Consider the following 25,039-nt stretch of genomic DNA (forward strand, 5'->3'; position numbering starts at 1 on the left):
TCAAAAAAGAGAGACGAACCATTTATTTCGCCTCTCTTAAGCTATTTTCATGATTTTTAAGCAAAATATTAAAATAAAACGATTTTCCGAATTGTTTAAATCTATATTTAGTAATTGTTCAATTTTTTTCAATCGATAGGTCATCGTACGCCGATGAATAAACAGAATTTCTGCCGACTTTGAAACATTGCCATTTTCCTGTAAATAAACTTCCAATGTTTTTAATAAATCATTCTTTTTATCTTCCAGCAATGGCGCCAAAAAGTTCAGTGCGTATTGTTTCGCAAACGGGTCATCAATTAAATTTAGTAAAAACTGATAAATTCCCATTTCATTATATGTGTAAACATATTCTCCCTTTTTTACATTCGAACCGACTTCGATGATTTTTGTAACAGATTGCACGACCGTATCGAGGTTGGCTCCTTTTCCAAAATAAGGACTAATCGAGACATATAATCCCCTTAAAGGATCCAATTTATTGTACGCCTCTATTTGGTTTTTCCACCGTTGGACCATTTCACTATAATTCTCTTCAATACCTGTTAGGAGCGCATAAAATTTTCTGTTTTTCATAAAGATAAACACTTGACTTTTATGAATTTGCAATTGCTCAATGAAATCCATTAACTTATTTCGAATTAAACCTTCATAGTCAATCAAAGACGGATTGGAATACGGGATGTTTAAACTGTCCGAATAAAAGTGAATAATGACATTATTCTTTTCGTTTGCCTGATCCAAATGGTCAAAACCCTTCAGAAACCCATTCATTTGTTCATAATCGTTTAGACGTTTTCTCTGATTATACAACTGTTCTTTCAATAATACATCTTTTAGCTTGTTCCCCACTTCTTCTAAATGATTTTGAAAGACAGGATCCGTGATTAAAGAATTGATACAGTGAATGTGGACAACGGCAAATACGCGGTTTTTATAAGTAAGCGGGATAATCATTTGCTTTCGATATCCTTCTATACTAAATAAAATATTTTTCGTGTGTGAAAATTTAGTTGTCCACTCCTCCAACATTTCATCATACCGCTGATAGGTTGGCAGTGAAAAAAGTGCCGTTGACTTTCTCCATCCATCGGATGTAAAGTTTTTTGCAGCATATAGAAGTCTTCCTTCGTTATCTTCTATATAAACGGATCCATTTAACATCTTTGATAGCACATCAAGCGCTTCTTGAACCGAATCGATTTCCATTGCTCCAAATTTTGACAAAGGATTTTCCGAACGACCCTGTCCAAAATACTTCTCTTTATATAAACATTCATAAAGTGGTGTTAACACGTTTATATAGGAAATGTTTTTAGGCAAAGAGATGATGGGAAAGTCATGTTGATTGGTAATGGCAATCATTTCTTCCGGAAGCGTATCAATAAATCTTCCGACTTTTATAACTAAACCAGCCGCCCCAATCGATATCAAATCCTTTACAACTTGAATTTGTTTATCCGGATCGTCTTTTATTGAATAAAAGGTTGTTAATACTAACATACCGGGAGTTGCCCAATTCAATACTTCCGGTACTTCCATGACTTCAACGGTTTCTATTTTCCGGAAAATCCCCTTTTCACCAGCAACGATCTTTCCTGAAGCTAATTCGCCAATTTTTAATGCATCTTTTACTTTCATCCCTTCATCGCCTCGAAAAAAATTTGAAAAGGAAATATTTTTTGAACATTATATCACCAATTGAAAAAGATAGTAATACAAAATTGTTGAGAGTAATGGAAATAGTTCGTATTTTCGTAAAAATTTTTCAGTTAATGAGGTTGATTGTTCGTTTTATAGATTTGGAAATATAGGGCATATCTATAGGTCAACCCGTTATTCTCCTAAAAAAAACCAATTACTCTATTCAAGTTTCTAAAGATTGACATTAACCGAAATTGAATGGTTTACGACAAAAAACCGAAAGAACGAAACCTGAAAGAGACAAACAAATGCCCGGACGTATATGCAAAACAGCCGCAACGGTTTGGGAATATTATCAACAAAAGAACATAATAGGTGAAAACATCTAAAAAATGCGGCGATGTCGTTTCAAGATGAAGTCCAAGAATTTGTGTAAAAAGAAGCGGACACAAAGCGGTTCTATTTCCGGAGATATAAGTTTGTTGAACTAGGAGTCGGCTTTTACACAAACATTAGGATTTAACCTCATTTCAATATGCGCCTGATAGCCGACAATCCTTAATCAAACGTTTAATTAAGAAAAAGCGGGCGAAAAAACTGCTTCCTGTTTTTTGTTGGGGGCTAGCCAGTCATGAAAACATATGAAATGCCGAATACACTGCAGCGGCAAAAAGTCTATGTCGGAACGAAAGAATACTATGCGAAAACAGTGACAAATCAATCGTATGGAATTTCATATGAGCGCTCCAAAGGAAATGTTCCTCATCTTAACGCAAATGAAATACCGTATGAAAGCGGCCTGTTTAATGAGAATATAAAGGGTTGTTGAGGATCGTAACCATAGTGAGAGGATGTTCGGAATACGCTTGTTCCAAGGAGAGCAAAGGAAAACAGCCTTGCCAATAATACAATACCCGATCTTGCAAATCATGCTTGTGAACTATTTGAATTTCTACGTTCATCCGCTCTTACGTTTCTTTCACAAATTCCGTATTTTCTTATTGAACATCAACAATGCGGCCGCGTCCCGCACCTATGAAATAACAATTCATAAAAGTGATGGCAATCCGCTTTCGGCTTGGATGGCCGAACAGCTGTTTAAACATGAGATCCATTTCCAAATCGAGGTATTCTTTCATGACGGGGTTGATCGCTGCCAGCCGTACAAAAGCTACAGTCCACCACCGTCCGCTTTTCAAAAGTAATGATCCGCATTTACAAAAATAGAACCATCACTCCGGATGGGGACAAGCAGAGGAACAATTCTAAAATAACATAAGGAAACTTACCACAAAGCGAAAGTAAGTTATAATGAATGGTAGCAGAAAGAAATGAGATGGGTGGATTGATAAACATGAAAATCAAAACATTATTGATTGCTCCCTACCCTGGTTTAAAAGAATTAGCCTTAACCCTTGCCAAAGAACAACAATTGCTGGACATGACCGTTGTACAAGGAGATTTACGTGAGGCGATTCCTATTGCGAAACAATATGAAAAAGAAGGCTATGATCTCATTATCAGCCGCGGCGGCACCGCGCAGCTGCTGCGCCAGCATGCATCACTGCCAGTCATTGAAATAAAAGTCTCCGGCTATGACATATTGCGTATATTGACATTGGTCAAAGACTATAACGCACATCTTCGCATTATTGGATTCCCCAACATATGCCAAGGTTTTATTTCTGTCTCCAATCTTTTAGGCGTCCAAATTCCTTATACCATTATCCATGATCAAGAAGAGGTAGAGGAGGCCGTCCAACAAGCGAAGGCCGGCGGCGCCCAAGCGATCATCGGAGACACGATCACGTGCAAGACAGCGGAAGCGCACGGGCTTCAGAGCATACTGATTACTTCAGGCAGAGAGTCCGTGATCGAAGCGTTTGAACAAGCAAAACAAACTTATCAAATTATTGAAAACACCGCCAAACAAACAAAAATATATCAACAACTGCTGCAAAAAACAAAAGAACCTATTGTTGTTTATGACGAAAATGGCACGATACAATTCGCTAATTCCTCTTTTCAAAAGATATTGCGATTTATCAAAAAGGATTCGGATGAATCTTCTATTTATGCGTATTTTCCGTTTCTCCACAATGCGTGTGCGCAATTATGCAAAAAAATTGAACCGATCGAAATATTGTACACTTTCGCAACCGACGATGAACTGATGCAGTTTCGGCAAGGATACCTTAAAACGGATAATGCCGAAAACCAGTATTACCTGCGGTTTTCGGACGAAGAGAAGGAAGACCGGCAAGAATACGGCCTATCCGTTGCTGCCATTCAGCCAATCATGACTTCCTTTTCACAGATTCCCGGGAACAGCCAACTGATGCAAGCAGTTATTAAGCAAGGAAAAAAGGCTGCGGCGCATAATAAGCCAGTAGCATTATACGGAGAAAAAGGAACCGGAAAAAAACACTGGCCGGAATCATTCATTGTGAAAGCAAGGCGCAAGATGGTTTTCTGCTGCTCATCCGGATCTTAGAAGATCATCGCGAGATTGCAGACTATCTCAAACTCATCCTCGTCCATTTGGAAATGGGGACATGTTTTTTCCAAGGTGTGGAACGTTTGCGGTTGGAACACCAAAATCATCTAGCGCAACTCATCGATCAGACAAAAGCACGCATTATTTTTTTATTTCATGATAACCCGATTGATTTGTTGCGGCAAAAAAAATTATCGGTTCAAATTTTTAAACAATTTAAACAAAACCAAATCCGATTGCCGTCCCTAAAAGAACATGCGGAAGATTTGGACGAATATCTCCGAAAATTTATTGCGCAATATAACGTCAAATACGGAAAGCAAATTGTAGGTGTGCAGGAAGAAGCGCTAAAGTGGCTGTACAGCCGTACTTGGAAAAATAATTTACAAGAATTAAGCAGTGTGATGGAACAAGCCGTTCAGTTTGCGAATCATGAGTATATAAGGAAAGAAGATTTCAACGACATTTTGAAAAACACGGATGATCACACTCAACTGGGCTGCTCCGTGATTGATCTCAATAAACCGCTCGCCGAAATTGAAAAAGACATTATCTGGAAAGTATTACAAGAAGAAGAGATGAATCAAACAAGAGCAGCCAAAAGATTAGGGATTAATCGGAGTACGTTATGGAGGAAACTGAAATAACGTTGCATTATGCAACATTATTTCAGTTTTTTTATTATAAATCAAAAAATTGTTGATAAATTAAACATAAATAAAATATAGATGTAAGCGATTTCTGTATGCGTTTTTTTATAAAACTGTTTCATTTTTAAACATAATTGTGAGGGAGAGATGAAAAAATGAAAATCAAAGCAACGTTGGATCGCATTCCAGGGGGAATGATGATCGTTCCACTCATCGTGGGAGCCATCATCAACACATTGTTTCCGAACGCAGCGAAAACTTTCGGTTCGTTCACAGGCGCGCTGCTGACAGGAGCGTTGCCAATCCTAGTTGTTTTCTATGTGTGCATGGGGGCGACGATTGATTTTAAAGCCACTCCGTACATCCTTAAAAAAGGAGGCGTGCTGCTCCTCAGCAAAGTAGGCATCGCAGCAGTGATCGGGATCATTGCCGCCCAATTCCTCGGCGAAGGCATGATTAGCGGAGGGATGTTTGCAGGGTTGTCAGTGTTAGCCATCGTAGCAGCCATGAACGACACAAACGGCGGGTTGTACATGGCGTTGATGGGCCAGTTTGGCAAGAAAGAGGACGTCGCTGCTTATTCGATCATGAGTTTGGAATCAGGTCCGTTCCTGACGATGGTAACACTCGGAGTAGCAGGACTTTCCGCTTTCCCTTGGCAAACATTGGTAGGTGCGATCTTACCCTTGGTCATCGGGATGATCCTTGGCAATTTGGATCAAGAGCTGCGCGAATTTCTCGGGCGTGCCGTTCCAGTGTTAGTTCCATTTTTTGCGTTCGCACTGGGGGCTGGTCTGAACTTGCTGAACGTGTGGAAAGCGGGAATTGCAGGAATTTTGCTGGGGATCGCAGTTGTACTCATTACGGGTACGGTGCTTTGGGTCGTTGATCGATTGACCGGAGGCAATGGCATAGCCGGACTTGCGGCCGCTTCAACAGCCGGCAATGCAGCGGGCGTCCCTGCGGCAGTTGCGGCAGCCAACTCTTCGTATGCTCCGGTAGCTCCCGCAGCCACTGCATTGGTCGCTTCCTGTGTCATCGTCACCGCCATCTTGGTGCCAATCGTCACCGCTTGGTGGGCAAAACGGATCGGGGCAGACAACAAAGCAACGGTTTGATGGACGGAGGGAGACAAGATGAACAAACTAGCCATTATTGCCGATGACTTGACAGGCGCTTCCGATTCCGGAGTGCAATTCGCCAGGAAGGGGCTTGCCACGCAGGTCTTGTTTGATCTAACCGGGCTGTCCAGTGTGAGGGATATAGAGGCAATCGTAGTCGACACCGATAGCCGATCGCTTCCCGCGCTTGACGCATACCGGCGTGTACAGAATGCAGCGAAATTATTACAGGAGATGGGATTTCGCCACCTGTACAAAAAAATCGATTCCACCCTTAGAGGAAATATCGGAGCGGAAATCGATGCCATTTACGATACAATAAAACCGACATTTATGATAATTGCACCGGGTTACCCTCAAAACGGGAGAACCATTTATAAAGGGCATCATTTTTTACACGATACATTGCTGCATGAGACAGAATTATCACGAGATCCGAAATGCCCGATAAAAGAATCATATGTTCCCAGTTTAATAGCAAAGCAGACGAAGCGCCCTATAGGGCTGATTGACTACCAAACCCTTCGTCTCGGATTTGACAAAGTCAAAGAACAGCTTGATCGTTATCGGGCAATAGGTATTCCTTACATCATCTTTGATTCCTTAAGCGAGGAAGATTTGCAGGACATCGTCCGATACGTGTGCCGGATCAATGAAAAAGTCGTATGGGTCGGATCGGCAGGTCTAGCCAATTATCTTCCCGAAGCTTATCACCTGCAAAAAACAAACAAAGCGGACATGATCGAGCCAATCGAACGGCCCATTCTGCTCGTCGTAGGCAGTGTAAGCCAAGTTTCCCGCAAACAGCTCGATCGCGCCCTTTCTTTACAAAACGTGAAAGGAATACCGGTAGATTCGATAAAACTCGCAAGCAATGACCAGTACCGTTATGAGGAGATGGAAAAGGCCTTTCACCAAGCGGAACAATGGGCTAAACAAGGTTATCATGTCGCTCTCTATTCTTCCGCTTCGCCAAATGAAATCAAACAGGTGCAGGAAATAGGCAAATCGAAAGGATTGAGCGCAATCAAAATAAGCAATTTCATCTCCCAAAGCCTAGGAGAAGCCGCCGCTAGGTTAATTCAGAAAGGATATTTTGGCGCCATGATCTTAACGGGCGGCGATACGGCAAAACATGTTTGCGATAAAATCGGGGCTAAGGGTTTTGAATTGCTGGATGAAGTGGAAACAGGAGTGCCAATAGCGAAATTAATTCATGACTCAGGAATGTACGTAGTAACAAAGGCGGGCGCCTTTGGTTCGGAAAATACATTTATTCAAGCCATTCACCAATTAAAAGGAGTAGATGCCAAATGAAACCTGTCATCGGAATCACGATGGGAGACGCTGCCGGTGTAGGGCCGGAGATTATCGTAAAAGCTTTGCAAAACCGATCCATTTATGAACAATGCAATCCTTTAGTGATAGGAGATGCAAAAATATTAGAACGGGCAGTTCAAATTACCAATTCCAAACTGGCCATTCACCCTATTTCATCGGTAAAGGAAGCAGCTTGCCAATACGGCACAATTGATTGCATCGATTTAAATTTGCTTCCCGCCGATTTGCCTTTTGACCGGGTATCAGCAGCTGCAGGCGATGCCGCATTCCAATTTTTAAAACGCGCCATCGAATTAGCGAAAAACGGGGATATTCAAGCCATTTGCACAGCTCCTTTAAATAAAGAAGCCCTGCACAAAGGCGGACATCAATACCCGGGACATACCGAAATTTTGGCCGATTTAACGGGCACTCAAGATTATGCAATGATGTTGTCCTCTCCAAAACTTAAAGTCATTCATATCACCACCCATGTCGGGTTAATTAAAGCGATTGAAATGATTAATCCCGATCGGACCTACAAAGTTATTAAGCTGGCTCACGAAACGTTAACAAGAGCGGGAAAAGAAAACCCAAGCATCGCCGTGTGCGGCATCAACCCTCACGCTGGAGAAAACGGTCTGTTTGGCAATGGAGAGGAAGAGGAAAAACTCATTCCCGGCATCCGAAAAGCACAAGAGGAAGGAATCAATGCAACAGGGCCATATCCGGCAGATACATTATTTTACCGTGCAGTGCGCGGAGATTTTGATATTGTTGTCGCTTGCTACCATGACCAAGGGCACGCCCCTATTAAAGTGCTGGGGTTGGAAGCCGGAGTAAACATCACCGTCGGCCTCAAAGGCGGCATCATCCGCACATCTGTCGACCATGGAACAGCCTTTGATATCGCAGGGAAAAACCTGGCGGACGACCGCAGCATGCTCGAAGCCATTCGCGCCGCTGTCGAACTGGCTCCGAAAGTTTAAACACCAACCTTTTTGCTTTATTTATCTGTTTTTGGCAATTAAAAAATGTATGAATGACAAAATACGAATATTCCATTCCCTGTATAAAATTTTAGGTCTATATCGCTTGACACGGAGCTTCTGCGGACATGTTTCCTAGCGAAAGGAGCGAGCGCCAATCCTTGCTTCGCAAGGCATCAAGCCTAACATGTCCGCCACTCCATGTAAAATTTCTATTCGGATCATTTATGCTAAATAAGCAGTATGCTCAGATATGGTTGTTCATCTACTTGACCTTAATTTTTGTCCGGTTAAGTCAATTCATTTAAGAACCAATTTTAAAAATAAGTTCTTCATAAATTTTTAGCGATGAGGCAAACAAGAAAGACGAACAAGAGCGCCCAGATGGCGGCTGGTAAGCTATTTCTGTTTCCATGATTTCAATGACGGAATAGCTTTCGCCAATGTCTCCCCTATAACACCTCTCGTCAGCTTTTCGGCGCGGCAGGCGCCTGTGGCTTTACCTTCAGCAAAAAGAAAATGCCAAGGAGCACCATCAGCAAAAGCGATCCCATCGCCAACCGATTGGCAATGTTTCCGTATGAATGAAAAAGGAGGGTAATGCTTCCATAAATCGCTGGACCAATGATGGCTGACACTTTTCCAGAAAAAGCGAACAGTCCGAAAAATTGCCCTTGCTTATCTGGCGGGGAAAGTTCGACTATATATGTTCTCGAAGTGACCCACATCGCTCCTAAACTGACGCCGAACAAACTCCCAGCAATCCAAAAAGATAGCTTGGAAAAAGCAAGCACCCCTATCGCCAGTGCGATGCACATCACGATGCCGACATACAAAACCGCTTTTTTGGCTCCCTTGTTTCTCGTAATATAGCCAAAAAGAAAGGAACCGATAATACTTGAAACTGTGGAGACTAAATATAAAAGGATGAACTCCCCTGCCGTAAACCCGGCAATGACTTTAGCATAAACGGACATGATGGCGATCGTCGTCGCCACCGCATCATTCAAAAAGAAATAAGCAATCATGAATGTAAAAATGTTTTGATACTTTTTCATTTCTTTCAATGTTGCATAAATATCCCGATAGCCTGCAAAAAATCCGGCCTTTCGCTTTAAGGCATCGGCTTTTTCGGCTTCTTCTTTGACAAAGAAAAACAGCGGGAAAGAAAAGAGGAGAAACAAAAGGGCGCTTGGAATAAAAGCCCGATAGTAATCCATTTCTCCAACAAACGGATACACAGCGAGCCCGACAAGCGTTCCGACATATCCGACAGCAACGCCAAAACCGGAGATAAGCGGTATTTCCTGTTTATTCCCCAAACTGGAAATCATGGAATCGTAAAAAACAAGGCTCGAATGGTAAAAAAACTTTGCTGCGACAAATAAAAGCACGATTATGACAAAAGACGCCGGCAATCCAAACATGGCATTCCCAAGATTCGAATATCCGGCAACACCCATAAGCAAAGTTGCCGTAACCGAAAGAGTCGTAAAAATCCCAAGCCATTTCTTTCTTCTCCCGGTCCGGTCAATCCATGTGCCGTATAAAGGTGAAAATATCACTAAAAAGAAAGAGGCTAACGCATTCGCATACGAAATAAATGTACTGGCGATCTGGTTCAAGCTCTCGCTTTTTCCCACCGTTTCCGAAACATAAAGCGGGAAAAAAATCGTGTTCACATTCGAGGAAAAAATCGTATTCGCAAAATCATACAACGCCCACGATAAAATCGGCAACGAAACATACAGTTTCCAGCCCGGCTGCCTCTTTGTTTCATACGCATGCGAGGCAATCTTCTCCACTGCACCCTCCCCCATTCTGTCGGTGATAAAACGGCCGCAAACCGTTTATTCCATATATAGATTACTTTTTATATTTAATGATTTTGTTTCATGAATGTAAATTTTTCGAAAGAATACCTCTTGCTTCCGAAAAACGATAGGTTTCATTTTTTGTCAGAATATAATTAATATTTTAACAAATAAATGTGCATTTGTGTATGAGCATCGTTTTCCGGAGTCAGTCAAGACTTTGTTGGAGCTTTTTTGGTTCGCTGAAAACAGGTGTAAGTCATAGGTTAGCGAACCATTTTTTGAATTTCCTGCGTAAGTGCTTTTGGACTCTCATCCCTTGTCATGACAGACGGATATGTATACTTTTTTTACCATCCCTTGAGTTCAGACAGGGCATCGAGTGGTGACAGGCACCTGACCCAAGCAAAAAAATAAAAATGGTTCTGTTCGTCAATATCTACAAATATGTCGTACATTTCGTGTAGACAATAAAGTTCGGCAACAAACGCTTTGTAATCTAGGGAGGTTAGAACATTTATTAGAGAATGGCTCTGTCGATAACATAATCGAGGGATTAGCCAAATTTTCAGAGCGTTACTTTGACCGAATTCACGGGCAAGGCTCTTCCTCTTCTGTCTCCGTGCTTTGGACAAAAGAGTTTGGGCCGGTTTATCTGTTCCGAAAGATATGGGAAAAGTTAGGGCTTGGTCGGCTATTACGTAAAATCATGCCGTAAAAACAACTTATTAGACACCCCCGTGTTGTGGGTAAAGTCCAAAACACCAGTATTTTCGGGCTTTTCTTTAGTGTACTCTGTCAAACTTTTAGATATAGTAATAAAGCTTGTAGACTGTCTAAGCAGAGACTTTGTCAACAAGCGAAAGTACTAGCTGATGTTTTGTATTTTCAAGAACTGACTAAGATAATGATCCTAAATTCAAGGTCTTCCTCCTGTAATCCATTCAATTAAATATCCTATAAACATTAAAATACAAAATATTATAAACATGATAAGTTTATAAATCATTTAATTCCCCACTCTATTATTTTTTACAAGGTGCTATACTAAAATAAGCTGCTACTGCTAAGGCAGCTCTTTTTTCGTCAGATTTCATAAATAGAAGAGCGGCAGTTATCCCAGCTACTAAAGCTTTATCACAGCCACAATCGAAATATCCTTTTACTTTATAACAAAGATCATGTGTCATACATAAAGAATCTAATTTATTTTTTGGTACACCGCCACCATGTCCAGGTCCGTACCATTTTCCCCAAACTGGCATACTTCTTAATATTTGAGATACAGATTGTGACTCTTTTTTATTTTCAATATGATTAATTAAATATATACGTTTTACCTACGGCCGAGTAGAAACAAAATCCATTCCCGAGGGAATTCGGCGATTTGCCCAATCGCTAGAGTCCATGATACCAACATGCTGAATGACCAGCATGGTTTCTATTGAATAATACCCGTAGCTCAAAAATTAGGGGATATAAAATAGCTCTTGCATGGAAAAGTCCTTTAAAAGGAAAGTGCGATCTTCAGTTTCATGCAAGAGCACTTTCATTTTTTTCGCCTACCGAGTGCTACATTTATTTTTCGATGGCGCAGCAAAGCCTTATTAGGCGGCAGGTTTTCTAACGTTTCCACTACTTCTTCGGATGAATAAGCCTAAACCACTGCCAAACGGCTTCGACAAATGACAGGCAATCTATTTCAACCACTTTCGCACTTCCTCTTCCGCAAGTCCAGTGAGATCGGCAATATCTTTCGCTGCCATTCCTTTCGCCGACATATGCCGGATCATATTCTTCCGTTCTTCCTCCCGACCTTGCTTTAGCCCTTGTTTCAACCCTTCCTCTATCCCCGCACGCCGCTCGCCAAGAAGATTGGACAATTGATCCCGCAGCCATTTCAGCCGCATTTCATACGCGTAGCGATTTTCCGAACTGACGCTTAGCTTCTCCCACTCTTCCAATGCTTCGCGAATTTCTTGCTCGTTCATCGCCAACACCTCCAGTTCCTTGAGAATCGTCTCATCAATCTCTTGTTTCCGGGCATCCACCGCTGACAGCATCATTAACCAGGGCCACTCCGAAGATCGCTTCACATCACGTCTATATTTCTTCCATTTTACCATAAATTGTGATAAATCAATGGCGTGAAATTCAAGATGCGCGCTCCAAAGAAACTGTTCTTCATCTTCGCGGATATGAAAGATGGTGTGAAACCGATCGGTTTCATGCGGAAAGAGCGGGTAGTTGAGAATTGCAATCATAATGGTGGGAGGAAGTTCGCTGTACCCTTGGCCTTTGAAGAGCGACTGGGAAAAGAGCCTCGCCCAGTAATACAAAATCCGCTCCGGCATATCGTGCTGGTCAATGATTTGAATTTCCACGTTAATCCGCTCGCCTCGGTCGGTCCACACGAGCACGTCAAGCCGATTCATTTTCCCTTCTTCGAACTCTTTTGCCAGCTCTGTGTTATCAAACTGCACATCGATGATACGATCATGGCCTGTCCGATGCAAAACCGCATTCAAAAAAGCGATTGTAAGCTGCTTTCGGCTCGGATGGCCGAACAATTGTTTAAACATAAAGTCCAATTTTAAATCGAGGTATTCCTTCATAACGGGAATCATCCTTTCGAGGAGAATTTGGAGGGGAGCTGAGGTTTATCTAAAGAAAAGCCGAAGTTATTTGCATATTTTCCAGATAAAAGAAAACGCATCACCTTCCAAAACGCACTTCTTGACAAATCTCAACCAGCAGCCGTTTTAATGAAAAATTTGCCACCATATATATTCAGAACGTATGTTCTGATAATGTTATTGTAATACACTTTATCTTATCTTTCAATCACCAATGATTCGACAAATTTTGAACAGGGCCAAAAACTATACCAAGTTCCTCCTTCCTTAGAAATAGATCCTAGTTGTCTTCCAAAAAACAAGAACATGAGTAATCCTTCCTCATTTTTCTTAGGTTACCATTTTAATTAGCAAAGTGCCGGTGTGTTTAATCCTGCCGTGGTGACCGTCGGGAAAGGAGATAACCGTCAGTATACCGAAGCATATCTGCGTTTTCAAGCCCACTACGGGTGAAGTACAGCCGTGCAAAAGGTTGTTCACTAACCGAACCAAGTTTGTTCCACATAAGCACAAACATATTTCATTCGACCTAAATCTTTTCCACATCAGACCTTCCACATCAAGCCTAATATCCAGCACTCCGCACCAAATCCCCGCCACATTCCATACTTTTCGTATTCCAACGCTTGACATGTTCGCGGCGGTGATTATAATTAATTAAAAAATTGTTAATAATTTTCTTACAATGACTATGAAGAGGAAAAGTAAGGTTCAGTTATTTTTCACAGAGAGCTTCGGTAGCTGAGAAGAAGCAAAAATACGAACCCGAACAATGGCCTCTGAGTTGCGTGCTGAAAGTATTATTTTCGTGTTTTATCCCAACAAAGCACGAAGGTACGAGTAGGTTCCGCCGAGTTTGGTACTCGTTACAAATACCACAGTATGAAGGGATTAAGCCCGTAGTACTGGCAGAGGCTGTTTTGTGCGAGCAAACAGTGAAGTAAGGTGGTACCACGTGAGCAAAACCACGTCCTTATCTATATAGATAAAGACGTGGTTTTTTTTATAAAACAACAATGTATGGGGGAAAATTTATGAATCGTTTTTTAGTTATTCAAACTGATTTTGGATTAAGCGATGGAGCTGTCAGTGCAATGTATGGAGTCGCTTTGAATGTTAATCCCAGCCTGAGGATTTTTGATTTGACCCACGATATTCCCCAATATAATATTTGGGAAGCGTCTTATAGGCTGTACCAAACGATATCGTATTGGCCAAAGGAGACGGTATTTATTTCTGTTGTTGATCCGGGTGTCGGTTCAGAACGGAGAAGCATTGTTGTGAAGACAAAATCAAACCAATATATTGTGACACCCGACAATGGAACGATCACACATATAAAGAAGTATATTGGGATCGAAGAAGCAAGGCTGATCGATGAAAAGGTAAACCGGCTGCCAAATTCCGGGCATTCTTATACCTTCCATGGACGTGATATTTACGCTTATACCGGCGCACGGCTTGCATCCGAAGTGATTACGTTTGAACAGGTGGGGCCGGAAATTCCAATCGATTCGCTAATTGAACTGCCGGTTTTAGAAGCCTATATTCAAAATGGTGCGATTAAAGGGAATATTGATATACTTGATGTCCGATTTGGAAACTTATGGACCAATATTGATCGCAGCTTGTTTCAGAAGTTAGACGTAGATTACGGAGATTCTTTTGAAGTAACGATTGAAAATGAAACAAGACAAGTATATAAAAATATTATGACGTTTGGCAGATCATTTGCGGATAGTCATTTGGGCGAGCCTTTGCTTTACGTCAATTCGCTCGACAAAATCGGTGTGGCAATCAATCAAGGATCATTTGCGAAGGCCTACCATATTGAAGCAGGTGCCAAATGGAAAATCACTATCTGCAAAGTACCGAATTTCGTATATAATGGAAATTCAATATAATCATAAAAATGAAAAAAGGAGAGGAAGTTCATGAAAGAAAACAATCTATCGATCAAAACAATCGTAGCAATCGGAATTGGAGCAGCTGTCTTTGTTATTCTGGGAAGATTTGCGTCCATTCCAACAGGGATACCAAATTCCAATATTGAAACAACTTATGCATTTTTAGCACTTATGTCAATTATTTTTGGGCCTGTCGCAGGCGGTTTCATCGGACTTATCGGTCATGCGTTAAAAGACTTAATATTTTATGGATCTATTTGGTGGAGTTGGGTTGTTGTCAGCTTGCTTGTCGGATTTTTAATTGGTCTGGCTTCTAAAAGCATCGATATCGAATCTGGTGAATTCGGCACTAAAAAAATTATTACATTTAATATTGTTCAGGTGATTGTTCAAGCAATCGGCTGGTTCCTTGTCGCACCTTCTCTTGATATACTGATTTATGCTGAGCCAGCAAATAAAGTCTTCCTGCAAGGATTAGTTGTTGGAATTTCCAATATGGTAACAGTTGCCGTCATTGGAACACTTCTTCTTTTACTCTATGCAAAAACACGCAGTCAAAAAGGAAGTCTTGATAAAGAATAAAAGCACATTGTGAGTTTTGACAACATATTTACTTACAGGAGCTTTTACGAATGAGAAAACGAGTGATTGAATTTCATAATTTTAGCTTTAAGTATCATAGCCAAAAAAATCCAACATTAAAAAATATTCATTTAAACATTTACGAAGGGGAAAAAGTTTTAATCGTTGGTCCTTCTGGATCTGGGAAGAGCACCATTGGCCACTGCATCAATGGTCTAATCCCCTTCTCTTATAAAGGAGAAATGACCGGAAGTTTAAAAGTAATGGGTCAGGAAACAAAGGAGTTAAATATTTTTGCTTTATCAAAAATGGTTGGTACTGTTTTACAGGATCCTGATGGCCAGTTTATAGGATTAACTGTTGGTGAAGACATAGCTTTTGCACTGGAGAATGATTGCACTCCGCAAAAGGAAATGTTCGAGATCGTAAAAGATGCTTCCAAAATGGTCGAAATGGATGATTATTTGCCTGCCTCTGTCCATCATTTGTCAGGCGGGCAAAAGCAGAGGGTTTCCCTCGCTGGTGTAATGGTTGACAAAGTGGATATCCTGTTGTTTGATGAACCGCTCGCAAACCTTGACCCCGCTACTGGAAAGTATGCAATGGCTTTAATCGACAAAATCCAAAAAGAAACGAATACAACCGTTGTCATTATTGAACACCGTTTAGAAGATGTTTTATATCGCCATGTCGATCGCATTATTGTGGTCAATGACGGCTCAATAGTAGCTGATATGAGCCCTGACCAACTTTTAACAACTAACATTTTAGAAGAGACGAATATACGGGAGCCGTTATATATTAAAGCGGTCAAATATGCCGGTTGCGAACTAACTGAAGATATGCATCCTGCTGATTTCAATCAGTTTAAAGCGGATTTATGCCGAAAAAACTTGTTGGAATGGTTTGAAGATTCAAATCCAAAAACGCCAAGTAAAGAAGGAAAAACAATTTTAGAGCTGAAAAATATTTCGTTTAGCTATTCACCAGGTCACGAAACGATAAAGGATGTTTCTTTTTCAATTAACAAAGGGGAAATGGTGAGCATTGTTGGAAAAAATGGAGCAGGGAAATCTACAATTACAAAATTAATTTGTGGATTTGAAAAGCCTTCCTCAGGGAGCATATTGTTTAACGGCAAGGATATAACAAACGAAACGATTAAAGAACGCTCGTTAAAAATCGGCATGGTCATGCAAAATCCAAATCATATGATTTCAAAGCATATGATTTTTGACGAAGTAGCCTTAGGCTTAAAGGTTCGCGGCGTAGCGGAAGCTGAAATAAAAGAACGCGTCGACAATACATTAAAAATTTGCGGGCTGTACCCATTTCGGAATTGGCCGATTTCAGCATTAAGCTTCGGTCAAAAAAAGCGGGTTACGATTGCTTCCATTTTAGTGTTAGAACCAGAAATCATTATTTTGGACGAGCCAACTGCCGGACAAGATTTTCGCCATTATACTGATATTATGGAGTTTCTTGTTCAATTAAATCGGCAAGGCGTCACGATTATGATGATTACTCATGATATGCATTTAATGCTGGAGTATACAGAAAGAGCGATTGTATTTGCAGAAGGCAGGAAAATTGCCGATGACTCAGCTGTCAATGTCCTTTCTGATATTGACATCATCGAACAGGCAAATTTAAAGGAAACGTCTCTTTATAATCTGGCATTAAAAACAGGAATACCAGAACCGAGGAAGTTTGTGGAACGTTTCATAGAATATGATCGGGAGGTAAGGCAGGTTGGCAGCCGAGATGCTATCTTATATTGACCGAAAATCTCCTGTTCATCAGTTGACAGGTGTAACAAAGCTAATATGCTTTATCTTATGGTCGACTGCAGCTATGCTGACATACGACACTCGTATTCTACTATTTTTATTTTTAATTAGTATTCTCATTTTTATTATTTCAAAAATTAAACTTGAAGAGATATTGTTTGTTCTTTTATTTATTTTAGTATTTCTTTTCATAAACAATGTTGCCATTTATGTCTTTTCACCGCAAGAAGGAGTAAAAATTTACGGCTCCAGCCATGTGTTATTTGAAATATCTGGAAGGTATAACGTCACATTGGAACAACTTTTTTACCAATTGAATATTACGTTAAAATATTTCACAGTGATCCCTGCGGCTTTGCTTTTTATTGTGACGACTCATCCGAGCGAATTCGCCGCTTCCCTCAATCGCATCGGTGTGAGTTATCGAATTTCGTATGCTGTTTCTTTGGCATTAAGATATATACCGGACGTACAGCGGGATTTTCGGAATATAGCACGCGCCCAACAAGCCAGAGGCCTTGACATGTCCCGCAAAGAAAAACTTCCTAAACGGATCAAAAATGCCGCCTCCATCCTTGCACCGCTTATCTTATCAAGCCTAAACAAAATTGACACCATCAGCAACGCAATGGAACTGCGCGGCTTTGGCAAAAACAAAAAACGCACATGGTATAGTGCAAGACCTTTCCAAAAAAGTGACTACTTTGCAATCGCTCTGTTTAGTATTCTGTTCATTGTCACCTTAATCATCACATTCCATGATGGAAGCCGGTTTTATAATCCGTTTTAAAAATACTCCTACTGATCGCATCCAGTAACGCTGTTTGTTGCTGGATGCGTATTTAATGAAAACATTTAAATTAGCCTTATTTTAGGGGTGGGCAGGTTGCTTCCATGGGCCACTAAGCTGGCAACCCTTTTTTTATGCAATCAAGTTCTGCATTTTTTGTTGCAGAACTCTGTATTTTTATTTTGCAATAAACACTCATGCGCATCACCTAAACAGAACTGCCAACATTTGTTACGCCAATCACTCCTAGTTCATCTTCCCATATTCGTGATATGGACATCAATCCCTTTATTCCTACACGTTTCTTCTTAATCCTTTTTCCTCCATAAACTTTTTACGAAAATATACCTGTGACGTATGGACTGCTCCATAACCGACCGCCGGCACGCCCCTATTAACCAATTAATAGACCGAATATTCAGTTAACAGCACCCATAAAAACTAACCGCCCCATCAAGGGCGGCTCGACCATTTGGTCCCTTTCCACTGATGCCATTTCCACGCGCTTTCGATGGCTGACAAGTGACAGGCAGCCTCACCCCCTCACAAATTCAGCATATTTTTTCTTCCGCTCTGTTTTTGTGCCTGAAAGGTAATCTAATAATGCATCCATATTCATAAATTTCGGAGGCAGCGATTTTGGATGCATATACAAATAAAAACTACTCCATCGGTAAAGTTCCGGCGCATGTACCATATGAGCTTCTACCGGGTTGAGATGAATATATCGACTCACTTCCAACATTCCGCTATCATTGTCAATCAATTTACCATAATAACGCTTTTCAAATACATGTCCCGTCAAACGATAGCGAGTATTATAATAATTTGCATACCGTTTGTTCATGAGCGCCATGACTTTCGAAATCGGCTCCTGTTTTGAGCGCAGCTGCAGGTGAAAGTGATTCGTCATAAGGCAATATGCGGCTATTTCAAACGGGATTTTTTCATGTAGCTGGTGGAGGATATGAAGAAAAGCGAGAAAATCATTTGTTTCCTTGAATAGGGGATCACGCCGATTGCCGCGGCAAACGATATGATAAAACCGATGGGGCACCCAGATCCGCTTTTGCCGTCCCATTCTTTTTACCTCGCTGTTGCCTGTTGCTTCGTATATGTTTTCAGCCATCTTAGCGTCATCGCTTCCCAAAGCGATTCATCTGCTATCTCTTCGGTTCCCTTTAAATCGGAAATAGTCCTTGCCAGCCGAATGATTTTCGTTTGCACACGATTGCTCCATTGATGCTGGGATGCCCATTGCTGCAACAGGTGTTGCTGCCTTTTAGCAAGCGGGCTTTTTCCCATTAATAACTCAAAAGGAACACGCCCATTCGTTATTTCTTTTCCGTAACGTTCATATTGCTTTCTTCTTGCTTCTTCTACTCTTTTCCTTATGGTTTCCGAAGATTCCGAAACCCTCGTTTCTTTGGTGAAATCAATGACTTCCAATGGTAATAAAACATCCATCCGGTCATAAATCGGCCCGGAAACACGATTTCGATACGCTTGAATTTGTTTCGGACTACATGTGCAATAGCGCGTTCTTGAGCCTAAATATCCGCACGGACACGGATTCATCGCCCCAAGCAAAATAAAGTCCGCAGGATATGTCACCGTCGACGAAATACGGCTAATCGTCACTTTCCCCGTCTCTAACGGCTGGCGAAGCATATCCAGCGTCTTTTTTGCAAATTCCGCCATTTCATCGAGAAATAAAACACCGCGATGTGCCAGCGACACTTCGCCAGGCTTTGGGTGCGTTCCCCCGCCAATTAAAGAAACCGATGAAGCGGAATGATGCGGATGACGAAAAGGTGGATAGCCACTCTCGATTTTTTCTCCTGCCAGCTGGTACAAACTGATCACCTCTAACTGCGCATCATGAGAAAGACCCGGCAAAATCGACGGAAACGTTTCCGCTAACAAACTTTTCCCGCACCCAGGCGGTCCAACCATTAACACGTTATGTCCGCCTGCCGCTGCGATCTCCAATGCACGCTTTGCTTGATGATGGCCAATAATCGATTGAAAATCTCGATGATGCTTTCGAGGGGAGTCCATAATTTCAGGAGAGCGAAAAACTGGGGGTAACGAAAGAACACGTTGTCCATGCAGATATTGCACCGTTTCTTCCAACGTCTGAACAAAGATACAATCGAGATCTTTCAAATGATGAAGCGGAAGTGTGGGATCATACGGAAGGTATATTTTTTGAAAACCGAGCTTCTTTGCTGCCAATATCGCTGGAAGCATGCCATCCACCGGCTGAATCGTTCCATCCAACGATAACGAACCTAAAAACGCTGCATCGGAGGAAGCCGGCGCTGTCAGCTTGCCCATTGCCTTCAAAATCCCAATCGCCATCGCCAAATCAAACATCGGGCTATGCTTTTTCCGCTCCGGCGGAGACAAATGAACAACAAGCCTTTTATCAAAAAAGTCGCATCCGAAAGCATAAAGCGAAGCAAGAACACGTTCCTTTGCCTCTTTCACCGATGCATCCGGCAACCCAACAATCACCATCGCCGCAATCCCCGGCACTTCCTGCACCTCCACCTGCACTCGATACCCTTCTAACCCCCTTAACCCAATGCTTAAAATCTTCACCGTCACTCATCCATCCCTCCCAATCACAGAACATTAGTTCTTACCCATTATTGTAATACCCTCCCTTTTATCTTTCAATTACCAATATTTCGACAAATTTCGGGCGGTGACAGGCACCGAACCCAATCTTTCTGGAATGTAAATCCATTACGGAAGCCAGGTAGCACCAACCGTCTCTCAAAGTATGAATGTACGTAATATCCGTAACCCATTTCTCGTTGATGGTTGTCGTTGAGAAGTCCTGGTTCAGCAGGTTATCGTGTTCTTCCATCTTGCCCTTATTGGAATGGGGGCGGTACTTTTTTCTGATAATGGAATAAATGCCTGCAGCCTTCATCAAACGCTGAACCCGTTTCAGGCTGACTTTGAGCCCTTCTTTTTCAAGCATATGGTGGATCTTCGGTGCTCCGTATCTCTGCTTGCTTTCCGTATGGATTTTTCGTATTCTGTCTGTCAGCTCCCGGTTTTCCCGTTTTGTTTTTGACTCTGTTTTTTGTTTGGATTGATAGTAGGTACTTCTCGGCACGCCAAGGACCGTACACATGGTTTTAAGGTCATAATGGTGTTTGGCTCTTATCTCGTCAATCATGGATATAACAGTGGTTTGATCTACTTCTTTGCGAATATGGCCATAGCTTTTTTTAAGATTTCGTTTTCCTCTTTCAGCCGGTGCAATTCTTTTTGCAGGTTCAGAAATTCTTCCGGGGTAAAAGAGCCCCCGTCATCCAGCTTAACCGGTTTTTGTTTTCTGATCCATTTGTAGATTGTCGTTTCAGACAGGCCATATTCGTTCAAGATCTGTTTTACTGGTGTTCCAGTTTGATAAATTTCCTTAAATTCAGCATGATAACTTTTACGTTTTTCGCTTGTGTTACCCATATCAGGACACATCCCTTCGTTAATATTATATTTCACTAAAGGGTGTCCATGAAACTATACTAGCATCACATATGTTTTCGTTCGTCGTAACACAATCGCTCCCTAGATCAATTCATCTGTGATCTCTTTATATTGGATTCTGATAACAAAGTAAATTGAAAAGCGATTTATGAGTGGAATTTGTAGTCAGCAAAACTTAAAATCTGGACGGGCATTATATCGTGTGTGGAAAAATGCGGTCCGGGAAGGACATCACGGAAGAAGCGATGAGCTGTCGTAGCCAGTACCACCAAGTTTGGGAAAATTTATATGTCAAAGAGATCACCACTGGAGATAGCAAGACGTGTCAGCGCTATGTATTGTGTACAGTCCAAAAGAAGCGGAACGTCAAGACAAGAGCGAAAAAAACTGTTGGAGACACTGAAAGCGGAATTGGGAGGGCTTCGGCAGCTGCCGAATAAGGCCAACATAAAGCGACATGCGGTGTCAGAAAAATGTCTCCTGCCGAAACTTATTAGGCTCTGTATTTATGCCATTCCCACGCGCTTCCGCTGATTGGTTCCAACAAATATTCCAAATATTCCGCTTTCCAGCCAAGTTCTTCATAAATTTTTTGCGATGATGCGACAAGGCGCGCCGGGGCGCCCGGGCGGCGGGCGATGGATTCAATGACAGCACGGTGGCCAGTGACTTTTTCGCATGTTTCAATCACTTCTTTAACCGAATAGCCTCGGCCATTGCCAAGGTTATAAATGGCGGTTGTCTTTTTCCCCGCCAGCAACACTATGAAAGGATTTCAAATGAACGATTCGTTCTCTACATTAAATGTACAATCTCTACATCCGAATGAAATTTTTGTAAATACTCTGCCAATAAACGGCGATGGCAATGATGCGGAGTATGTTCACTACATAACAGACAAACCGTTTTCTTTCCTATCAGGTCCTTGTGATACTGTTCTACCTTTCTCCTCTTTAACAAATCCATATACTTTTTCTCATAATCTTCCCAAGTGATTTCCTTATTTTTATAAGCTTTAAGAATCTCCTCGGTTGGGGCAAGAAGCGAATCGTGAACGTAGTCAATGCCCAAAATTTCCAATATGAATGATAAATCATCTTTTTTCGCATATCCTGAAAGTTGAGACGTGTTATGCAGCCGTGTATCAATAACCGTATGAACATTCTCTTGTTTTAATAGCTCCACAAACTTTCTCAACGATTTCTTCGAAAAACCGATCGTACATATTTTTGCTTTCATTCTTCCGCTCTCCTAAAACAAGCTTAGCTGTTCTGTCTTAATAGGGTTTAATTCCACAGCTACAACTCCATACGGCTCGAAAAACTCCCCCACTAAACGACGATGGCAATAACGATGATCCTCACAGAAACAAAGCAATACAATATCCTTTCCTAGAAGCAATTTCTTATAAATATCTCGAAGTGACCTTAACTTTTCCTCTTTCCTTAGTTCAGAAAGAAAAGCATTTTCATACAAAGGCCACCATTCGTTTGGGTTCGTTCCTTTCCATTCCCTTAGATAATGCTGAAACAGTTGAGGAGAAGGTGATAAGCTACGAACAACAATAGCGCCCGGTATATCATGACCGGCTCGCGTGATTTGCCATATTTCCGCATGAGGCGGCGCAAATTTTAGCCCCCTTACATTCGAGGTATATAACTTTCCCCTCGGTTTTTTCATTCACCTTCCCTCCTTCCCTTTTTATTAAGTATACCATTAGATAAATGCAAATATCCATTTTCAATCTGGATATTGTTGTGGATAAGGAACAAATGGATTCGTGATAATACTAATAACCATTGGATATTCACGGTAAATGTCCTTATTAGGTTCTTTCCTTGCGAGCCCAACACAGAGATATAATTGATTAAATTCATCAAAACGAACAGAACGATGTTGGAAAACTGAACGCCATTTTAAATCAGTCACGGGATAGCCTTCCTTAAAGGTATTATTACGATATTCATTTCCATTAATTGTGAAACAAACTCGATTCTCTCCAACCACCTTTCGTATTTTATCTGCATTAATCAAACATAGAGAACGTCCGTTAGCATCTAACGTATCACATAGCGATTGCTCATCATCGAGATGTCGCTCAACAAACGTACATAATTGCTCATTACTTAGTTCATTACATTTATTTACAGAATTGTAATCTAATATTTTGATATCTTCCGTGTGTCCCGGCGATTGAGGATCGTTATATTTGACATAATCAGTAATTTCCCATACGTCTCCCGGCTTAATGAATGCACTATCACAATATCTATAGGTTGGCCAAAAGCGGTGATCAGGTGGTAGAGGTCTTACCCATTCCCCGTATTCAGTCATACCTGCAATGCAATAACGATCATACGTTTTTGTAACGGCAAGAATCACAATTTTCAATGTTTTATCCAAATTCACCATCCCCTATTTTTAGATGAATTTGTTATTACTGCAGATGGACAATTTCGGGTAATAAAGAGCCTGTCCCAACATCAATAAAAGCTATCGGTGTATTTGCTCATCTACAGTAATAATACTTTTATTTCGATATTGATCCCCTTAATCCTTTTTCTTCCACAAAAATTTTATGAAAATATACCTGCGACATATGGTCTACTTCATAGTTTCTCAGCACCGTGCATCACCTGGCTAATCGATTTTATACAGAATATTCCGTTAATTATATCCACAAATAAATAAACCGCCCTACCAAGAGCGGCTCGACCATTTGGACCCTTTCCACTGATGCCATTTCCACGCGCTTTCGATGATTTTTTCCAACGAATATTCCGCTTTCCATCCCAACTCTTCTTAAATTTTTTGCGAGGATGCGACAAGATGCGCCGGGTCGCCCGGACGGCGGTCAGTGTATTCAATGACTGCTTTACGTCCCGTGACTTTTTCACATGTTTCTATCACTTCTTTAACGGAATAACCTAAGCCGTTGCCGAGATTGTAAATAGCAGTTTTCTTTTTACCAGTCAACAATGCTTCCAGCGCTAAGCGCTAAAATATGCGCCTTCGCTAAATCGGTGACATGGATATAGTCACGAATGCATGTCCCATCTGGTGTATTATAGTCCGTACCAAATACAGAAATTTTGTCGCGCTGACCTAACAAATGCTGCAAGACAATCGGAATTAAATGCGTTTCTGGGTTATGGTCCTCACCAATTTCTCCCGACTCATGCGCCCCAGCCGCATTGAAATATCGAAGGACGACATAGTTCAAACCATACGCAGAAGCAAAATCCGCTAAAATTTGTTCGATCATTAACTTCGAACGGCCGTATGGGTTAATTGGATTTGTTGGGCAATCGTCCGTAATTAATTCGACATTCGGAATCCCATACGTTGCCGCAGTAGACGAAAAAATAAAGTTTTTCACATTATATTTCAACATTGTTTCTAGCAACGTTAATGTAGCAGCAACGTTGTTTTGATAATATTTCAGCGGATTCACCACTGATTCGCCGACTAAGCTGTTCGCCGCAAAATGCATGACAGCTTGAATCGGGTATTTTTCAAAAATCGGTTCAAGATCCGCTTTGTTCCCTAAATCCCCTTGCACAAACACCGTGCGATCATCCACTAAATATCGATGACCAGTCGATAAGTTATCAAGCACGATTACTTGCTCTTTTTCCACTAACTCTTTCACTAAATGACTGCCGATATAACCGACGCAGTCGACAACTAGAATCACGGTAATCCCCCTTGAGTTGATCGATTCCTTCTAGGGTTTTTTTACCCATTTTAGTAATACCCCCAATTTGCCCTAAAATGAATTTTGCCTCCCGT

Annotated in this window: 20 protein-coding genes, 3 pseudogenes and 1 other annotated feature; of the genes and pseudogenes, 10 read left to right on the forward strand and 13 right to left on the reverse strand. The window is 41.3% G+C overall.

Translation table 11 applies throughout. From position 1 onward, the window contains the following. Nucleotides 1-36: 36 nt before the first annotated feature. Nucleotides 37-1,641: a PucR family transcriptional regulator gene (locus NSU19_RS18285; RefSeq protein WP_339194189.1), complete on the reverse strand. Its 1,605-nt coding sequence runs from the start codon at nt 1,639-1,641 to the stop codon at nt 37-39. A gap of 634 nt (nt 1,642-2,275) precedes the next feature. On the opposite strand from NSU19_RS18285, the gene NSU19_RS18290 reads away from it, so the two are divergent. After that, a complete protein-coding gene (locus NSU19_RS18290) occupies nt 2,276-2,473 on the forward strand; it encodes a hypothetical protein (protein WP_339197890.1) in 198 nt (65 codons plus the stop codon). 169 nt (nt 2,474-2,642) lie between these two features. On the opposite strand, the gene NSU19_RS18295 is transcribed toward NSU19_RS18290, so the two are convergent. Further along, entirely contained in the window at nt 2,643-2,843 is a 201-nt protein-coding gene (locus NSU19_RS18295) for a hypothetical protein (protein WP_339197893.1), read from the reverse strand. 155 nt (nt 2,844-2,998) lie between these two features. Between NSU19_RS18295 and NSU19_RS18300 the strand changes: the two genes are divergently transcribed. The 5 genes from NSU19_RS18300 (at nt 2,999) to pdxA (ending at nt 8,221) form a co-directional block, all read left to right on the forward strand. After that, on the forward strand, nt 2,999-4,138 hold the full coding sequence (locus tag NSU19_RS18300) for a PrpR N-terminal domain-containing protein (protein WP_339197896.1): 1,140 nt from the start codon (nt 2,999-3,001) through the stop codon (nt 4,136-4,138). Between the two features lie 86 nt (nt 4,139-4,224). Beyond that, nucleotides 4,225-4,788, forward strand: coding sequence for a helix-turn-helix domain-containing protein (locus NSU19_RS18305; protein WP_339197899.1), 564 nt, complete (start codon nt 4,225-4,227; stop codon nt 4,786-4,788). Nucleotides 4,789-4,946: 158 nt separating this feature from the next. Next, nucleotides 4,947-5,909: a 2-keto-3-deoxygluconate permease gene (locus NSU19_RS18310; protein ID WP_339197902.1), complete on the forward strand. Its 963-nt coding sequence runs from the start codon at nt 4,947-4,949 to the stop codon at nt 5,907-5,909. Nucleotides 5,910-5,927: 18 nt separating this feature from the next. Further along, a complete protein-coding gene (locus NSU19_RS18315) occupies nt 5,928-7,229 on the forward strand; it encodes a four-carbon acid sugar kinase family protein (protein WP_339197905.1) in 1,302 nt (433 codons plus the stop codon). Further along, the gene (pdxA, locus tag NSU19_RS18320) at nt 7,226-8,221 is read left to right on the forward strand and encodes a 4-hydroxythreonine-4-phosphate dehydrogenase PdxA (RefSeq protein ID WP_339197908.1); all 996 of its coding nucleotides are present in this window, start codon (nt 7,226-7,228) and stop codon (nt 8,219-8,221) included. Before NSU19_RS18315 ends, pdxA begins: the two co-directional genes overlap by 4 nt. Before the next feature lie 467 nt (nt 8,222-8,688). Here the strand turns inward: pdxA and NSU19_RS18325 are convergent, their stop codons facing one another. From NSU19_RS18325 to NSU19_RS18335, 3 genes are all read right to left on the reverse strand, one after another. Then, nucleotides 8,689-10,026 carry an MFS transporter gene (locus NSU19_RS18325; protein WP_117017421.1) on the reverse strand — a complete coding sequence of 446 codons (1,338 nt, stop codon included), beginning with the start codon at nt 10,024-10,026 and terminating at the stop codon, nt 8,689-8,691. A 1,034-nt stretch (nt 10,027-11,060) separates the two neighbouring features. Beyond that, on the reverse strand, nt 11,061-11,300 hold the full coding sequence (locus NSU19_RS18330) for a hypothetical protein (RefSeq protein WP_339193526.1): 240 nt from the start codon (nt 11,298-11,300) through the stop codon (nt 11,061-11,063). Nucleotides 11,301-11,732: 432 nt separating this feature from the next. Beyond that, nucleotides 11,733-12,650: an Rpn family recombination-promoting nuclease/putative transposase gene (locus tag NSU19_RS18335; RefSeq protein WP_339197912.1), complete on the reverse strand. Its 918-nt coding sequence runs from the start codon at nt 12,648-12,650 to the stop codon at nt 11,733-11,735. A 703-nt stretch (nt 12,651-13,353) separates the two neighbouring features. Then, nucleotides 13,354-13,649, forward strand: a binding site (T-box leader). A 56-nt stretch (nt 13,650-13,705) separates the two neighbouring features. Here NSU19_RS18335 and NSU19_RS18340 point away from each other — a divergent pair. From NSU19_RS18340 to NSU19_RS18355, 4 genes are read left to right on the forward strand one after another with little or no spacing between them, the layout of a single operon-like run. After that, a complete protein-coding gene (locus NSU19_RS18340) occupies nt 13,706-14,575 on the forward strand; it encodes an S-adenosyl-l-methionine hydroxide adenosyltransferase family protein (RefSeq protein ID WP_094244298.1) in 870 nt (289 codons plus the stop codon). Between the two features lie 30 nt (nt 14,576-14,605). Beyond that, nucleotides 14,606-15,160 (forward strand): ECF-type riboflavin transporter substrate-binding protein, encoded by a 555-nt coding sequence (locus tag NSU19_RS18345; RefSeq protein WP_094244297.1) that lies wholly within the window; start codon nt 14,606-14,608, stop codon nt 15,158-15,160. 50 nt (nt 15,161-15,210) lie between these two features. Further along, nucleotides 15,211-16,941 (forward strand): ABC transporter ATP-binding protein, encoded by a 1,731-nt coding sequence (locus tag NSU19_RS18350; RefSeq protein WP_339197918.1) that lies wholly within the window; start codon nt 15,211-15,213, stop codon nt 16,939-16,941. Next, on the forward strand, nt 16,913-17,740 hold the full coding sequence (locus NSU19_RS18355) for an energy-coupling factor transporter transmembrane component T (protein ID WP_063388967.1): 828 nt from the start codon (nt 16,913-16,915) through the stop codon (nt 17,738-17,740). The genes NSU19_RS18350 and NSU19_RS18355 overlap by 29 nt, the downstream gene beginning before the upstream one ends. A gap of 535 nt (nt 17,741-18,275) precedes the next feature. Here NSU19_RS18355 and NSU19_RS18360 read toward each other — a convergent pair. The 8 genes and pseudogenes from NSU19_RS18360 to galE form a co-directional block, all read right to left on the reverse strand. Continuing rightward, on the reverse strand, nt 18,276-18,821 hold the full coding sequence (locus tag NSU19_RS18360) for a transposase (protein ID WP_094244295.1): 546 nt from the start codon (nt 18,819-18,821) through the stop codon (nt 18,276-18,278). Between the two features lie 5 nt (nt 18,822-18,826). Then, nucleotides 18,827-20,353 (reverse strand): YifB family Mg chelatase-like AAA ATPase, encoded by a 1,527-nt coding sequence (locus NSU19_RS18365; protein ID WP_339197921.1) that lies wholly within the window; start codon nt 20,351-20,353, stop codon nt 18,827-18,829. A 118-nt stretch (nt 20,354-20,471) separates the two neighbouring features. Next, nucleotides 20,472-21,226, reverse strand: a pseudogene (locus tag NSU19_RS18370) (IS3 family transposase); the annotation flags it as partial. 514 nt (nt 21,227-21,740) lie between these two features. Continuing rightward, a pseudogene (locus tag NSU19_RS18375) lies at nt 21,741-22,007 on the reverse strand (UDP-glucose 4-epimerase GalE); the annotation flags it as partial. Nucleotides 22,008-22,042: 35 nt separating this feature from the next. Beyond that, entirely contained in the window at nt 22,043-22,486 is a 444-nt protein-coding gene (locus NSU19_RS18380) for a DUF488 domain-containing protein (protein ID WP_339197924.1), read from the reverse strand. 12 nt (nt 22,487-22,498) lie between these two features. Beyond that, nucleotides 22,499-22,927, reverse strand: coding sequence for a DUF488 family protein (locus NSU19_RS18385; protein WP_339197927.1), 429 nt, complete (start codon nt 22,925-22,927; stop codon nt 22,499-22,501). A 60-nt stretch (nt 22,928-22,987) separates the two neighbouring features. Then, nucleotides 22,988-23,650, reverse strand: a complete 663-nt coding sequence (locus tag NSU19_RS18390) for a hypothetical protein (RefSeq protein WP_339197930.1) — start codon at nt 23,648-23,650, stop codon at nt 22,988-22,990. Between the two features lie 294 nt (nt 23,651-23,944). Beyond that, nucleotides 23,945-24,944 (reverse strand): annotated as a pseudogene (galE, locus tag NSU19_RS18395) (UDP-glucose 4-epimerase GalE). Nucleotides 24,945-25,039: the final 95 nt, after the last annotated feature.

Origin of the sequence: Aeribacillus sp. FSL k6-2211 (assembly GCF_037966125.1) — a bacterium.
GTDB classification, from domain to species: Bacteria; Bacillota; Bacilli; order Bacillales; family Aeribacillaceae; genus Aeribacillus; species Aeribacillus composti.